The sequence below is a fragment of the Candidatus Babeliaceae bacterium genome (genome assembly GCA_041660765.1).
Classification (GTDB): Bacteria; Babelota; Babeliae; order Babelales; family Babelaceae; genus JBAZVR01.
Map to the genome: position 1 here is coordinate 86,579 of JBAZVR010000001.1, position 13,688 is coordinate 100,266.

Annotated in this window: 16 protein-coding genes; 8 read left to right on the plus strand and 8 right to left on the minus strand. The window is 36.1% G+C overall.

Translation table 11 applies throughout. The features are described 5' to 3' along the window. Window positions 1-59: 59 nt before the first annotated feature. From WC707_00470 to WC707_00490, 5 genes are all read left to right on the plus strand, one after another. Window positions 60-734 carry a TIGR00730 family Rossman fold protein gene (locus tag WC707_00470; protein ID MFA6065638.1) on the plus strand — a complete coding sequence of 225 codons (675 nt, stop codon included), beginning with the start codon at window positions 60-62 and terminating at the stop codon, window positions 732-734. Between the two features lie 78 nt (window positions 735-812). Continuing rightward, the gene (locus WC707_00475) at window positions 813-1,283 is read left to right on the plus strand and encodes a hypothetical protein (GenBank protein MFA6065639.1); all 471 of its coding nucleotides are present in this window, start codon (window positions 813-815) and stop codon (window positions 1,281-1,283) included. Then, window positions 1,280-1,747: a hypothetical protein gene (locus WC707_00480; GenBank protein MFA6065640.1), complete on the plus strand. Its 468-nt coding sequence runs from the start codon at window positions 1,280-1,282 to the stop codon at window positions 1,745-1,747. The genes WC707_00475 and WC707_00480 overlap by 4 nt, the downstream gene beginning before the upstream one ends. 25 nt (window positions 1,748-1,772) lie before the next feature. Continuing rightward, on the plus strand, window positions 1,773-2,303 hold the full coding sequence (locus WC707_00485; GenBank protein MFA6065641.1) for a hypothetical protein: 531 nt from the start codon (window positions 1,773-1,775) through the stop codon (window positions 2,301-2,303). A 206-nt stretch (window positions 2,304-2,509) separates the two neighbouring features. Beyond that, window positions 2,510-3,430: a transporter gene (locus WC707_00490; protein ID MFA6065642.1), complete on the plus strand. Its 921-nt coding sequence runs from the start codon at window positions 2,510-2,512 to the stop codon at window positions 3,428-3,430. Window positions 3,431-3,433: 3 nt separating this feature from the next. Here WC707_00490 and WC707_00495 read toward each other — a convergent pair whose 3' ends face one another. Then, on the minus strand, window positions 3,434-4,354 hold the full coding sequence (locus WC707_00495; protein ID MFA6065643.1) for a transporter: 921 nt from the start codon (window positions 4,352-4,354) through the stop codon (window positions 3,434-3,436). Window positions 4,355-4,433: 79 nt separating this feature from the next. Between WC707_00495 and ligD the strand changes: the two genes are divergently transcribed. Further along, window positions 4,434-5,411: a non-homologous end-joining DNA ligase gene (gene ligD / locus WC707_00500; GenBank protein ID MFA6065644.1), complete on the plus strand. Its 978-nt coding sequence runs from the start codon at window positions 4,434-4,436 to the stop codon at window positions 5,409-5,411. Between the two features lie 54 nt (window positions 5,412-5,465). Here ligD and WC707_00505 read toward each other — a convergent pair whose 3' ends face one another. The 5 genes from WC707_00505 to WC707_00525 are packed head-to-tail and all read right to left on the minus strand — an operon-like array spanning window position 5,466 to window position 7,134. Further along, window positions 5,466-5,774, minus strand: coding sequence for a hypothetical protein (locus WC707_00505; GenBank protein MFA6065645.1), 309 nt, complete (start codon window positions 5,772-5,774; stop codon window positions 5,466-5,468). Further along, window positions 5,767-6,120 (minus strand): hypothetical protein, encoded by a 354-nt coding sequence (locus tag WC707_00510; protein ID MFA6065646.1) that lies wholly within the window; start codon window positions 6,118-6,120, stop codon window positions 5,767-5,769. Before WC707_00510 ends, WC707_00505 begins: the two co-directional genes overlap by 8 nt. Continuing rightward, entirely contained in the window at window positions 6,113-6,466 is a 354-nt protein-coding gene (locus tag WC707_00515) for a hypothetical protein (GenBank protein ID MFA6065647.1), read from the minus strand. The genes WC707_00510 and WC707_00515 overlap by 8 nt, the downstream gene beginning before the upstream one ends. Then, window positions 6,459-6,623, minus strand: coding sequence for a hypothetical protein (locus WC707_00520; GenBank protein ID MFA6065648.1), 165 nt, complete (start codon window positions 6,621-6,623; stop codon window positions 6,459-6,461). Before WC707_00520 ends, WC707_00515 begins: the two co-directional genes overlap by 8 nt. Before the next feature lie 10 nt (window positions 6,624-6,633). Further along, a complete protein-coding gene (locus WC707_00525; protein MFA6065649.1) occupies window positions 6,634-7,134 on the minus strand; it encodes a hypothetical protein in 501 nt (166 codons plus the stop codon). A gap of 391 nt (window positions 7,135-7,525) precedes the next feature. On the opposite strand from WC707_00525, the gene WC707_00530 reads away from it, so the two are divergent. Next, the gene (locus WC707_00530; protein ID MFA6065650.1) at window positions 7,526-8,041 is read left to right on the plus strand and encodes a hypothetical protein; all 516 of its coding nucleotides are present in this window, start codon (window positions 7,526-7,528) and stop codon (window positions 8,039-8,041) included. On the opposite strand, the gene WC707_00535 is transcribed toward WC707_00530, so the two are convergent. After that, the gene (locus tag WC707_00535; GenBank protein MFA6065651.1) at window positions 8,038-9,132 is read right to left on the minus strand and encodes a Fic family protein; all 1,095 of its coding nucleotides are present in this window, start codon (window positions 9,130-9,132) and stop codon (window positions 8,038-8,040) included. The genes WC707_00530 and WC707_00535 overlap by 4 nt on opposite strands. A gap of 200 nt (window positions 9,133-9,332) precedes the next feature. Between WC707_00535 and lepB the strand changes: the two genes are divergently transcribed. After that, window positions 9,333-10,214, plus strand: coding sequence for a signal peptidase I (lepB, locus tag WC707_00540; protein ID MFA6065652.1), 882 nt, complete (start codon window positions 9,333-9,335; stop codon window positions 10,212-10,214). On the opposite strand, the gene dnaE is transcribed toward lepB, so the two are convergent. Next, a complete protein-coding gene (dnaE, locus tag WC707_00545; protein ID MFA6065653.1) occupies window positions 10,211-13,639 on the minus strand; it encodes a DNA polymerase III subunit alpha in 3,429 nt (1,142 codons plus the stop codon). The genes lepB and dnaE overlap by 4 nt on opposite strands. Window positions 13,640-13,688 lie beyond the last annotated feature (49 nt).

The following is a 13,688-nucleotide window of genomic DNA, read 5'->3' on the forward strand; positions in this document are numbered from 1 at the left end:
TTAAAATAATTTTTGATGGGTTGCGATATGCAAAAATTGGTATAAAAAAGGGAAAAAATATGGAATGGTTAAAACGACTATTATCAACAATTCGTTTGGGGCTGCATTTTTTTAGGGTCGGTTTTCAGGTTATGTATGGCGCTTGGAAAATTACGCGATTGCCGCAGCCAGTAGTGAGTATTTTTGGTGGGCATTTATTATCAAAAGAAAGTATATTTATTGAGCAAGCTCACAAAATTGCCAGCATTCTTGTTGAACATAAAATTTCTGTTATTACGGGTGGTGGGCAAGGGATTATGGAGGCCGCAAATTCTGGGGCAGCGCACCAACGTGATAAACGTATACGCTCAATGGGTATTGGGGTTGCCGGGCTTCCTGGTGAAAAATGGCTTAATCGTTATGTTAAAGAGTCTATTATTTTGGATTATTTTTTTGCTCGTAAATACTTATTAACCGAATATTCTATGGGATTTGTTATCTTCCCTGGTGGTCTTGGCACAATGGATGAGTTGTCCGATTTAATGAATCTCGTTGAAACTAAAAAGCGATCGCCGGCGCCCGTTATTTTGTTTGGAAAAGAACACTGGACTTTGTATATTGATTGGATTGAGCATGCAACTAAAGAAGGTTTAATTGAAGAATCTGGTGCAAAAAAATCTTTAATACTTACTGATGATGTTGATCATGCAATTGCCGTGCTTGTTGCTTATTGCGCAGAGTGCGTAAAAGATTAATTTCGTTTAAAAAAAAGATTGTTATTTTTAATATGATATACTTATATATCGTTATTTGTAACTTTTTTAAGGATATATATGAAAAAAATAATAGCATTTTCTTTAATGTGTTCATTTGGTATTCGGGCTATGAAAGAAAGTCCTCGAAAGCCTTTGGAGCGATTATCAGCGCGAGGCCCGATGTTTATCAATCATAAGTATTCTTTTGCAGAAGGCTCAAAAACGCCTCATGTTTATCATGCTTATCAACCTGATTATGTTCATTTGCAACTTGTTCCAACTGTTATTGTAAGAAATGTACTCACTGTTATTAATGATATTGATAATATGCGCGAAGAGGTTAAAAAAGGGAGTCGTATTGTTGAGCAGCAGCCAGCTCATGCTAGTCTTGCAAGAGCTTATTTTTTTGTTTCTCTTATGGATCGACAATATGTTTTTACTGAAGGCAAAGAGCGAGATCTACTTGCGTCAAAAAATTTGCTTGATTCTAAAAAACGTAGAGTTAAACGAGAAATTGCTAAAGCATTTAAAATTTTAGGAAAATTGTGATAAAAAAATACACGAAAACATTAGTAGCATTTTCTTGGTTATGCATTTCAGGCGCGTGCGCCGTGGAGCAAACATTTGTGTCGATTATCGTTCCTGTTAAAGGGCCTATGTTTTCTCATTGCACATATTCTTTTATTGAGCCTGAATGTGTAGTGAGGTTTTCTTCGTATCAGCATCCAGAAGAAATAGCGCGAAAAACATTGAAGGTGCTTAATGAAATACATTCCATAAGGACCATTGCTATTGATGGTTCTGAAAAAACACCACTGTATGCAAAGTTGGCACTAGAATATTTTTATTTATCGGTTTCAAGCCATAATTATGCCTGCAGAAAAGAAGGGGCTGCGCGGAAGTTGCTTGATGAAAAGCGCTTACTTGATAATGAAGGTAAAGTTAAGCAAGAAATTGTTAATGCTTTTAAAATATTTAAGTTGTCGTTCGATTTTCCAAAAACAAATAAGTAATTTTTTATTAATTAGGATATTTTAAATGAAAAAAATAATAATTTTTTCTTTGCTCTGCTCGTTTGGTGTTCGGGCTATGAACGAAAGTCCTCGAAAGCCTTTGGAGCGATTGCCGGCACGAGGCCCGATGTTTATCAATCATAGGTATTCTTTTGCAGAAGGCTCAAAAACGCCTCATGTCTATCATGCTTATCAACCTGATTATGTTCATTTAATTAAAATGTGTCATGAGGCCAGACAGTATGATTTGCGCGTGGCTTTGGCTAAGAAAACGCAGTATAAGAAAATAGCCGATGATGCAAAATCTTTGCTTGATAATCTTAAGTTAGAAATTAATAATAAAAATAATTCTCCAATGATGATAAGTAGAGCTCAAGCCACTCTTTCTGAGTTTATTAAATCATGTGAAGATAGAACGTATAGTTGTACAAATAAAAGAGCCATTGCTATTTTTGATAGCTTTAAAATGCTTGATTCTAAAAATAAAATCAAAAAAGAAGTTGTTCAGGCGTTGCAGAAGGCTGGACTCATGCCGAAACAACGAGCTACTAACTAGTTAGTCGGTAGCGGTTTGGATTACATATCCCAGTTTGTGTAAACTTGCGCGGCGTAAAGCCATAAAATTTGAGGCGTTTGCCGGTTACTGAATCGGCAAATGCCTTTTTTGCAAAATATAGGGAGGCTTGCGTATTGAGGCATGTTTTGGCAGGCTAAAAGGGTTTATGTAAAAAGATAAAAAATAGGTAGTAGTGGTGGGTGTTTATGAATTTCAAAAAAATACTGTTTTTAAGTTGCAATCTAGTTCTTATGTGTCCCCTTTTGCAGGCATATGAATTGCCCTATGTGAATCTAGGCCTGGATTCTTTTCTCAGCGGCGGGCCAGTTCGCCCAAAGCCTGGTTGGTATGTCGAGCAATATTTAGAATATTATGACGCTCATAAATTTGTGGATGCTTGTGGTGGGTTATTGGGCGGGGTTCCATCGCCTCGTTTTAAAGTATGGGTGGGGATTACTGAGCTTATTTATGAACCAAATTGGGATGTTTTGGGTGGGAAATTTGGGTTTGATAGTTATATTCCCTATTTCTTTTCTTCAACCGTCAGCAAAAATACGTTGGATATTCACGATAGTGGTAGAGGTTTTGGAGATCTGGGGCTTGGAATGTATATTCAGTGGAATCCCATTATGTTTCGTGGGCGGCCCATATTGCAAAATAGATTAGAATTTTTTGCGTCGTTTCCGACGGGAAAAGTGTTTGGTTCTGTTAATACGCTTAATCCGGGCAATAATTTGTTTTTTATAGATCCCTACTGGTCGGCTACTTTGTTTCTTGCGGATAAATGGACCCTGTCTTGGTATCTTTTTTATCTTATATGTGGCAAAAATAGAACGACTCATAGAAAACCAGGTCATACCATGCATACCAATTATAGTTTGGCGTATGAACCCATACAAAATTTGTATATAGGTATTAACGGCTATTTTCTTCAGCAATTACAAGATACGTCTCTGTGTGGAAAAAAAATACCGAGTAGTAAAGAGCGAATATTTGGAATAGGTCCTGGTGGCTTGTATCAATTCCCTCATGATATGTATCTGTTTATTCATTTTTATGTTGAACGTTTTGCAAGAAACAGAACTGAAGGCGTGAGCTTTATTACACGCTTTGAAAAAATATTTTGATTTTTAAAAGTGTTTAACAAATCTAAAAACTCCTTTGGTTCCTTTGGCTCGATTTTTTACTTTGCTTTCAAAATATAAATTCCAAAAGAAAAAAAGATCTTTGTTGGCAACATATAATGCGCCGGGTCCGGCAGCAAATACGCGCTCGCGACTTTGTGGAACAGTAATGCCATTTTGTTTGTCATCATTGAGTTGTTGTAAATAATAACCATTTAATCCGATCCATAGATTTTTAACGATCTGATACTCGGTAGTATAATTTAAATGTATAGCATCGCCGCCTTGCACGCAGGTTTTTTTATTAAGCCCATTCCAAAGATAATGAAGTCGCCATGATGCAGCCCAATTTTCGGTAAAAAATAATGTTCCGGCCCAATAGGGATTAACAAAGATAAATCCATTGCCCGGGTTGATACTTTTTTGCCAACAATTTTTGCCGATAGGAAATGATGCAGCAAATTCTAATCGATGTACCAATACCGTTCTATTATTATGCTTAATTGGGTTAAATTGTATAAAAAGCCCAAGATAAAGATCGCCAAATCCTCGCCCGCTGTCTGTTTTTCCAAGATTGTTTTTTGATATATGTGAGTATGCAACTGCAGGCAATATGATATCTATGCCGGGTTGCCCCTGTAAAATATTCGCATCAAATTGATAGATTATTTGAGTATTAATAAATACTTTATTGATCTTTGGCGATGGTATGCCGTTCAATAATTTACCGCAATTATCTAAAATTTTATGAGCATTATAATAAATAAAATATTCTTCCCAATATAAGCCGGGATTTGGTCGTATAGGCCCGCCATCAAGAAAGCTTGTTGATCCCAAATTAAGTAATGGTTCTCGATTGCTGTGCAGGGGCCATATGCATGCGGCTAAGATGATATAAAAAATTAAAAAATGGTTAAAAATCTTCATATCTGTAGAGTATCGCATATGACTATTGCTTGACAATATATTGCTGATGTTATCAATATATTTTCAAAAGGGGATAGCGATGCAGCCTACATTTATCAAACCAATGCTTGCAACACTCACCGATGATTATTTTTCTCGTAATGATTGGTTATATGAACCTAAATTTGATGGCGAGCGTTGTCTTGCTTTTAAAAAAAATGGCAAAGTTCGGCTGTGTTCTCGTAATAATAAAAATATGAATCTTACGTATCCAGAGCTCGTTACAGCGCTTGAAAAACAGCATGCGGATAATTTTATTATTGATGGAGAAATTGTGAGTCTTAATGCAGCAGGAGTTTCTGATTTTCAGTTACTCCAGGGCAGAATTAATGTACATGAATTAGAAAAAATTAAGATAAAACAGCAAGAAGTTGTCATTGCTTATTGTATTTTTGATCTGATGTATGTTGATGGACATTCTATCTGCACCATGCCACTGCATGCTCGTAAAAAAATACTTAAAAAGCTTTTTACGTATAATAAAATTTTGGTATATACAGAGCATACAGTTGGTGGTGGCGTAGCTTTTTTTAAAAAAGCCTGCGCGCTTCATTGGGAGGGGATTATTGCAAAGCGTGCTGATAGTAGGTATGTTACTGCGCGTTCTCGCGACTGGCTTAAATTTAAATGCAGTATGGAGCAAGAGCTTGTTATTGTTGGATATACCAAACCAAAAGGCGCGCGAAAATACTTTGGCGCATTATTGGTTGGTTATTATCAAAAAAATATTTTAGTGTATGCAGGAAAAGTTGGTACCGGTTACAGTCAAGAAGTATTAGAAATGTTGGGAAAAAAATTGCATAAGCTCGAAGTAAAAACATGCCCGCTGGCGCAGTTTGATGAATCAGAAAAAGATGTGCATTGGGTGCGTCCGGTGCTTGTTGCAGAATTTAAATTTGCGCAATGGACTTCTGGCGGCAAGCTCCGCGTTGGTCGATACAAAGGCCTTCGTGACGATAAAGCCGCCAAAGATGTGGTCAAAGAGACGTCACAACCCATTGGCCCCGTTAAAAAATAATCAATATTTTAAATACCCCCATGAAGATTATCATAGGGGTATAAAGAAAATGTCCTAATTTGTACCGCTATCTTTCTTTTCACGAGTATCATTTATCTTGAAATAATAGAATATATCTTCATTATATTTATTTCTAAATATATTAAGTTGTTCTATGTTTTCAAATTCATATCTCTTAAAGATACCAATGAGATTCTCTAAATCATCTCGCTTTATCCTCTTTGATTTAATAGTTAAATAATACGCATCAATACTAGTAACACAAGTTAGTAATGATATCCATTCAAATAGGAAATGTTCATCATTGATATGATAAAATCCCTGCGGAAATATTTTTATTTCTAATGGCTTTCTCTTACTCATATTTACCACCCGCCTCTGTGTCTTCTTTGGAAATATCGCTATTTGCACCGCTGTCTTTCTCTATTCGCGTATCAGTAATACCGTGGCGATCGAAAATACATTCTGTGTATTCATTTCTAAACACATTAAGTTGTTCTATATCCTCAAAATTATATCTTCTAAAAATACCTGTTAAATTCCATAAATCCTCCCTAGATATTCTTTTAGATCTAATAGTAAGATAATATGCCTCAATTTTTTTCACACATTTAATTTTAGCTATCCACTCGAACAAGGCATGCTCATCATTAACATGCCAAAATATTTGTGGAGCTATTTTTATTTCTAATGGCTTTCTCTTACTCATAATTACCACCCGCCTCTGTGTTTTCTTTCCCAATATCGCTATTTACACCACTGTCTTTCTTTATTCGATTGTCAGGAATTCTTCTCAGGTCGAAAATATCCTCATTATATTTATTTCTAAATACATTAAGTTGTTCTATGTTCCTAAAATTATATCTCTTAAAAATACCTATTATATTTCTTAAATCATCTCTAGATATCCTCTTAGATCTAATGGATAGATAATAAGATTCAACTTTAGTTATACATTTAATTTTTGATATCCATTCAAATAATAGATGCTCATCATTAACATGCCAAAATATTTGTGGCGCTATCATTATTTCTAATGGTTTTCGCTTACTCATATTTACCATCCACCTCTGTGTTTTCTTTCCCAATCTCTAATAGCTTGGTCCCATTTTTCTTCTTTTGTTGGTTGATAAGGCGTTGAAGGCACGTACCACTTAAGATTAAGGTGTAATAAATATATGGAGGCGATTCTAATAAAAATAATAGCCCCACGCAATCGCCTTTATATATCTTCGCACATATCTAAAAGCCAGATTGGATGAATCTCTTCTTTAAAAACTTTTTGATAATTTTTTACAAATGCCTGAAAATCCGCGCGTGCTTCTTGTACTTTTTCTGGACTTTTCTGCATGTCAGTTTTGGGCATATGGTGTATAAAGTGACCAAAATATTTATTGCAAAATTCTGCATATTCATGGGTAAACAAGATAAATGTATGCCACAGATTATCAACATGTTTGCTATACATCCCCATCCCCACATCACCCTTAGTCTTAACTCCAGAAAGACTCAGATATCGTTTTAGTTCTTTCTCAAGAATAATCATATCTTCATCGGTATACTTATGATCTTTTTTACACCGCGCAATTATGTCAGTCATAGGATATGCCATAATATTGTGCATCACCGCCTCACTATCTATTGCCTGCTTAGATGCATGGCTATAAAAATAAGCAAGTGCTAATAACATACATGCAGTAAAAAATAATATTTTTTTGATCATGATATCACAAACCTCACTAACTAAAAACTTCACGGCTGGAATAAGGTCCAGCCGTGAAAACAAAAATATTTACGTTTTTACACAACTCCACAAAGTACTTGGCAAGTTTTACATGGACAAGTACAACTAATGAACTCGCAGTCCGACTTCACGTCTAAGGTCCCCGATGCAATCTTATTAGCATGTTTGGCGAGTTTTTCTGTCACTAATCCGTAGGCTTGCGATACTGAAGCACCAAGTAAAATTAGAATAATTAACGATATTTTCATATATAACTCCTCGATAGTTAGGATTGGCGAGAGCGCCCCTTGTATTAAAAAAATAATTTGTATATTTTACCTTGAGAAGATAAAGTACATGAAGTATGTATTTTATAAAAGCAGGAGAGTTTATGAAAAAAATATTCTTATTATTATGTCCATTGACATTGTTGTGCATGGAAGAAGGGTTAAGTCTCATAACTGATGCGCCTCTAAAAACGTTGAGAAACTCGATTATAAGGAGTGATAGCCGCGCGGTTGAAGCTATCTTGTGCCAGAGTACCAGTGAAACTAAGAATGCTTATAGGCAAGAATTTGTTAAGCGATTAGCACTAGAAAAATATAACCTTATCGAATTAGCCCAAAATGTGTATAAAGTCCGGCAGTCGAACAATAATGCACAGGTGTTGTGGCTAGGGCCTGTGCTTTTGAAAGGTATCCTTGATGGTCTTTATTGTGTCGGTCAGTTTACAGGAGATGAGAGTGCTACTAGTTTTCCCGTCAATTCAAAAATATACAGTGTTACCAATATCGTATTTGACATGGGTGTCTTATGTAAGTTGGGGCATGTATTGTACAAGGCTCCGGGTAATCTAAGAAACGCAGAGCGTATTATGGATATATTGCAAAAAAATATAAGCAACTAATATTCTTTTTCGAGAATAGTAAAATAATGGGCGAATTTAAAAAGTTTGCCCCTTTTTTGTTGATTTTCTTCTATAATAATATTTTGTTGTAGAAAATCTTTTATAATGGCGTTGGCTGTGTTGTATGAAAGATGAAGTTGTTGTGCTAATTCGCTGATGTTGATAATGGGAAAATTGAACAAAACTGATAGAGCGCGTAATTTTTTTTCATCAGTCATATTGCTAGTAAGGTCGTTCCAGAGAGATTCAATTTCTTGCGCGCGTTGGTAGGCGTCGATGGAACTATCTTTAATAGCTTTTAAATAAAATATAATCCAATTTTCAAAATCACCATCAGTTCTCACTTTATCGAGATGATGATAATACTCAAGATGATGTTTTTTAAAATAATATGATGGGTAGAGAATTGGTTTTGATAATAAATTGCTATCTACTAACATAAGTACAATTAATAATCTGCCTATGCGGCCATTGCCATCCAAGAATGGGTGAATGGTTTCAAATTGTACATGTGCAAGCCCAGCTTTGATAAGCGGTGGTAGAGTTTCATCGGTATTTATATAGTATTCAAGATCGGATAACAGTTGCGGTATGTACTGTGTTGGCGGTGGTACGAGGTTGCCAACTTTGACCGCTTGTTTTCTATAATTCCCCGGATTTGCTTTATCACCTTCTCCAAGATTCATTAATACATAATGTGTGTTAAGAATGATTCGGGAACTAACGGGTAGCCCTTGATTTATCATCTCGAGCGCTGCATATAATGCTTCGGTATAATTCATTACCAGTTGCGTGTTTTTATTCGGTTTTGATTCCAGAATATGTTGTGTAAAAACATCAATCAATGTTGTTTGAATGCCTTCAATAGAAGATGAAAGCAGCGCTTCTTTAATAATATAGGCTTTTATAAAACGCTGTTGATTGGGCAATCTATGCGCCATTTCGTTAAGTTTGCCAAGTTGAAGCATCGCTTCGCCATACAGTGCAGCTATTTCCGCCGACATAATAAACGGTGGATTTTGTGGCGGTAGCGCCTCTGGGATAAAATACTTTATAGCTCCAAGTTGTTCATATTTGCCAGTAATACGCATGCAATGGCCCTCGTTATTTCAAAAAAACACGGTTTACTGAAATAACGATATAGCTTTTTAATTCTTATTTCAATAAAATACCTTAAATTGAAATAGCAATTCACAAAATATTAATTTTGAGTGTCTAGAGAATTTATTTTTTATTGTATATAATCTACGTATATAAAAAGTTTATTACTATACAAATGCAGGACATTATTATGATAGCACGGGCACGACGCTGGTATGACAATCAAAATCAACTTATTCAAACGGGTATTTTATTAATTACGATTTTTATAATACGCACATTCGTTTTTGGATTATACCAAGTGCCGAGTGGTTCTATGGAAACGACCATGCTTGTTGGGGAGCGTTTTATAGCGGATAAATTTACTCCGCTCTTTAAAACAATTAAGCGTGGTGAGATAATATCTTTTAATGATCCAAATTATGCTTATTCTGATAATAGAATTATTAATCTGTGGCAACATTATGTATGGGGGCCAAGCAACTGGACCAAACGTGTTATCGGTATCCCCGGCGACCATATTCAGGGTGTTATTGAAGAAGGTAAACCGGTTGTTTATCTTAATGGAAAAAAATTGGATGAACCGTATCTTAATAAATATCCAATAATAGCTCTGTGGACATCAAAACTTCATTTTACTCATGGTTATTGGATTGGAGAAAATTCACCAGTCCATCGTTCTTACGATCCAGCAAAGCCATACAATGAACAACCATTTTATCAGATTAATCCTCACTATATTGTTAATCATCCGCAAATTGCCCAAATCTTATATCCTCAAACACCAGGTCCTCAGGAGAATGATGTTTTTGATGTAACACTCCGTAATAATGAATATTGGGTTATGGGCGACAATAGATTAGGCAGTTGGGATTCTCGTGGTTGGGGCAAACTTAATGGCAATCTTATTCATGGTAAAATTGTTTTTCGTATTTTTTCGTTTGATACTCCCGTATCACCGGTAGATAGTTTTCTTCCATGGACGGATTGGATTCTGATTGATCTTGTGCTTCATCCGATTGAATGGATTAAGAGAATTCGATGGTCACGTTGCCTTCAATTTGTTGCTTAAAGATACACTTTGATATCAATGTTGAGCTTGTGAAGTTGAATAAGTTGATCAGCATCGATGGTAATTTTTGATCGAGTTGCAATTTTGTAGAGTTTATCCCGCTCCTGAAAAACAATTTCCAGTGGAATTTTACCAGCAATAAACATAGTTTTTAGCGTTTTAATGCTTGCTTCATCAAAATATTCTGGCAGGCGACACGTTATTTTTGAGATGGTTGGCCAATTTTGCAGAACTTGTGTCAGAGGCATGCATTCATGCGCCTTTATTTTGCATACGGTTGATGTCGCCGTATCAACGATCCCCTTTACGACATAAATGGTATGGTCGTTAAAATAATGTTCAATGCGGGTAAGTAATTTAGGGAAAATGATAATTTCTGCCTTGCTTTTAAAATCCTCTAGTGTAGCAAAGGCCATTTTGTCACCTTTTTTGGTCGTTATAATTTTATAGTTTTTTAACAGTCCGCATCCAAGAACAAGCATGTCTTTTTTTTGGATGGAACTTGCAAAACTTTCTATGTTAAACCAGGAAAAGAACTGCTTATATTGATCAAGCGGCTGAGCGCTCATGTATATTCCTAAGACTTCATGCTCTTTTTCAAGTTTTATGGTATCAGTCCACTCGGCAAGTTGGGCAAAAGTAAAGAGCTCCTGCATTGGCTCTTTTGAATTATGGTTGGTATCAAACAGACCAAGTTGCCCCGTTAATGCAGCCTTCTTTTTTTCAAGCGCTCTATCAATAATTTTTGATAGATCTTCATGTTTTTGGGCGCGATTGCCGGGTAAGGTGTCAAATGATCCACTGCAAATAAGACTTTCTAGCACGCGTTTGTTGCAGGTGCGCAAATCAATGCGGCTGCAAAAATCTAACATATCAATAAACGGTCCATGTTGTGTTCTATTTTCTATAATGCTATCAAGCGCAGCCAAGCCAACGTTTTTTATGCCCTGCAAGCCAAATCTTATTTTATTATCCCGCACCGAAAACAATATCTGTGAATGATTAATGTCTGGGGGAAGTATCGCAATATCAAGTGATTGCGCTTCTTGTATGTAAAATGCCATTTTTTCGCTATCATGGGACTCTAATGATATAAGACATGCCATAAATTCTGCTGGATAATGTGCTTTCAGGTAGGCAGTTTGATAGGCAATGAGGGCATAAGCGGCAGAGTGTGATTTGTTAAAACCATATCCGGCAAAATATGCCATAAGTTCAAAAAGTTCCGCTGCTTTTTTTTCGTTAAAATTATGTTGAATCGCTCTTCCAACAAAAAGTGTTTTTTGTTGTGCCATTTCATCGGCTTTTTTCTTGCCCATTGCTCGTCGTAAAAGGTCCGCTTCTCCTAATGTATAAAAAGCAATGGTTGATGCAATTTTCATCACCTGCTCTTGGTATACAATTACCCCATACGTTTCTTTAAGGATGGGTTCAAGTTCTGGGAAGAGATATACAATCTCTTGACGGCCATGTTTTCTTTCGATGAAATCATCGACCATGCCAGATCCAAGTGGTCCTGGTCGATAGAGTGCGTTTACCGCAATAATATCTTCAAACACTGTTGGTTTAAGCCGTTGCAAAACATCTTTGATCCCCTCTGATTCTAATTGAAATACGCCGGAGGTAATGCCACGCGCAAGAAGAGTAAATGTTGCAGGATCTTCTAATGAAATTTTTTGTACATCTATTTCGATACCATGCAAGTCATGAATGAGATTAACAGCCCGCTGTATGAGTGTTAAGTTTTTCAGCCCAAGAAAGTCCATTTTTAAAAAACCCAAACTTTCTAGTTCCGTCATTGCATATTGGGTAACAAGATCATGTGTCTTTGGCGGAACATACACAGGAAGTACATCGCTAATAGGTTCAGGTGAAATAACAATCCCAGCAGCATGTTTTGACGCATGTCGCGTGAGTCCTTCAAGCCGAATTGCTATATCAAAAAGATGCGCAATTTGAGGTGAATTACTTCGTAATTCTTGTAATTTCTGTTCCTGTTCGAGTGCATCTTTTAAGGTTATTTTGAGTTGTTCAGGAATTAAGTCTGTTAACATATTAGAATCTTCAAATGAAAATCCTAGTACTCGAGCCACGTCTTTAATAACACCTTTTGCCATCATGGTACCAAAGGTGATAATTTGACACACTTTGTCATGACCGTATTTATCACGAACATATTGAATAACTCGGTCTCTGCCTTCTATGCAAAAATCTATATCTATGTCAGGCATAGAAACTCGCTCGGGATTTAAAAAACGTTCGAAAAGTAGATTATATTTTAATGGATCAATATCTGTAATTTGTAGCGCCCAAGCAACGAGCGATCCGGCTGCAGAGCCTCGCCCTGGACCAACAGGAATTTTTTGCGCACGTGCCCATTGTATAAAATCACTCACCACAAGAAAGTATCCAACAAATCCCATTTTTATAATAAGTTCAATTTCAACGCGTAATCGTTGCGCGTACTGCTCTTCTTTTGCATGATCAATGCGTTGTTGCTCGAATAAATGGGCGAGCCCTTTTTGGCATAATTTTTCAAAATAGGTTTCTTGTGTATACTCCGTGGGAATTTCAAATTGTGGAAAATATAATTTTCCTGTTTCAAAGGTAAAATTACATCGATCAGCAATAGCACCGCTTGCCCATATTGCTTCGGGATGATCTTTAAAAATTTCTAACATTTCGGCTTGGGTTCGCATATGAACTCTGCAATCACCAAATGTAAAGCGGCCTGAATCTGTTATTTTATGATGCGTTTGTATAGAAAGCATAACTTCATGAGCTTCATGATCCGCAGCACTTACATAGTGACAGTCTCCTGCGGCAACAACTTGAACGCCGCGTTGTTGACTAATATCGAAAATTTTTTCATTGAGAATTTTTTGATCGCGTTGATCTTCTGGTTGTACTTCTAGATAAAATCTTTCCGGTCCAAATGTACGCAAATACCAGTCTATTTTTTTGTTCGCTTCTTCGTAATTATTGTTCATGAGTAGTTGGGGAATATGCCCACCTAAACATGCTGTTGTTATGGTAAGTCCCTCAGAATATAACGCTAAGGCCTTATAATCTATTCGTGGCTTAAAATAAAAACCATCGCTATAAGAAAGCGCTATTAACTTACATAAATTTTTGTATCCGATAGCATTTTCGACTAATAATATGCAGTGATAATATTTATTTTGAGCATCTTTTACCGTAATATCTTCCGTTAAGTATGCCTCCATGCCTAAAATGGGCTTTATACCAGCTTTATGTGCATGTTTAAAAAATTTTACTGCACCAAAAATATTGCCATGATCAGAAATGGCAAGTGCTTTAAAGTTATTTGATTTACCAAATTCTATGAGCTTTTCTATGGTAATAGCGCCATCTAATAATGAATAATCAGTATGTAAATGTAAGTGGGTAAAATGAGCAGACATAACGTGGTATTCTCAGCAAAAAAGTTTAATTTTTTATGATAGTACTGAT

Coding starts and splice junctions, on each gene's coding strand:
- WC707_00470 (MFA6065638.1), top strand. CDS start 60: ATGGAATGGTTAAAACGACTATTATCAACAATTCGTTTGGGGCTGCAT.
- WC707_00475 (MFA6065639.1), top strand. CDS start 813: ATGAAAAAAATAATAGCATTTTCTTTAATGTGTTCATTTGGTATTCGG.
- WC707_00485 (MFA6065641.1), top strand. CDS start 1,773: ATGAAAAAAATAATAATTTTTTCTTTGCTCTGCTCGTTTGGTGTTCGG.
- WC707_00490 (MFA6065642.1), top strand. CDS start 2,510: ATGAATTTCAAAAAAATACTGTTTTTAAGTTGCAATCTAGTTCTTATG.
- WC707_00495 (MFA6065643.1), bottom strand. CDS start 4,354: ATGAAGATTTTTAACCATTTTTTAATTTTTTATATCATCTTAGCCGCA.
- ligD (MFA6065644.1), top strand. CDS start 4,434: ATGCAGCCTACATTTATCAAACCAATGCTTGCAACACTCACCGATGAT.
- WC707_00505 (MFA6065645.1), bottom strand. CDS start 5,774: ATGAGTAAGAGAAAGCCATTAGAAATAAAAATATTTCCGCAGGGATTT.
- WC707_00510 (MFA6065646.1), bottom strand. CDS start 6,120: ATGAGTAAGAGAAAGCCATTAGAAATAAAAATAGCTCCACAAATATTT.
- WC707_00515 (MFA6065647.1), bottom strand. CDS start 6,466: ATGAGTAAGCGAAAACCATTAGAAATAATGATAGCGCCACAAATATTT.
- WC707_00525 (MFA6065649.1), bottom strand. CDS start 7,134: ATGATCAAAAAAATATTATTTTTTACTGCATGTATGTTATTAGCACTT.
- WC707_00530 (MFA6065650.1), top strand. CDS start 7,526: ATGAAAAAAATATTCTTATTATTATGTCCATTGACATTGTTGTGCATG.
- WC707_00535 (MFA6065651.1), bottom strand. CDS start 9,132: ATGCGTATTACTGGCAAATATGAACAACTTGGAGCTATAAAGTATTTT.
- lepB (MFA6065652.1), top strand. CDS start 9,333: ATGATAGCACGGGCACGACGCTGGTATGACAATCAAAATCAACTTATT.
- dnaE (MFA6065653.1), bottom strand. CDS start 13,639: ATGTCTGCTCATTTTACCCACTTACATTTACATACTGATTATTCATTA.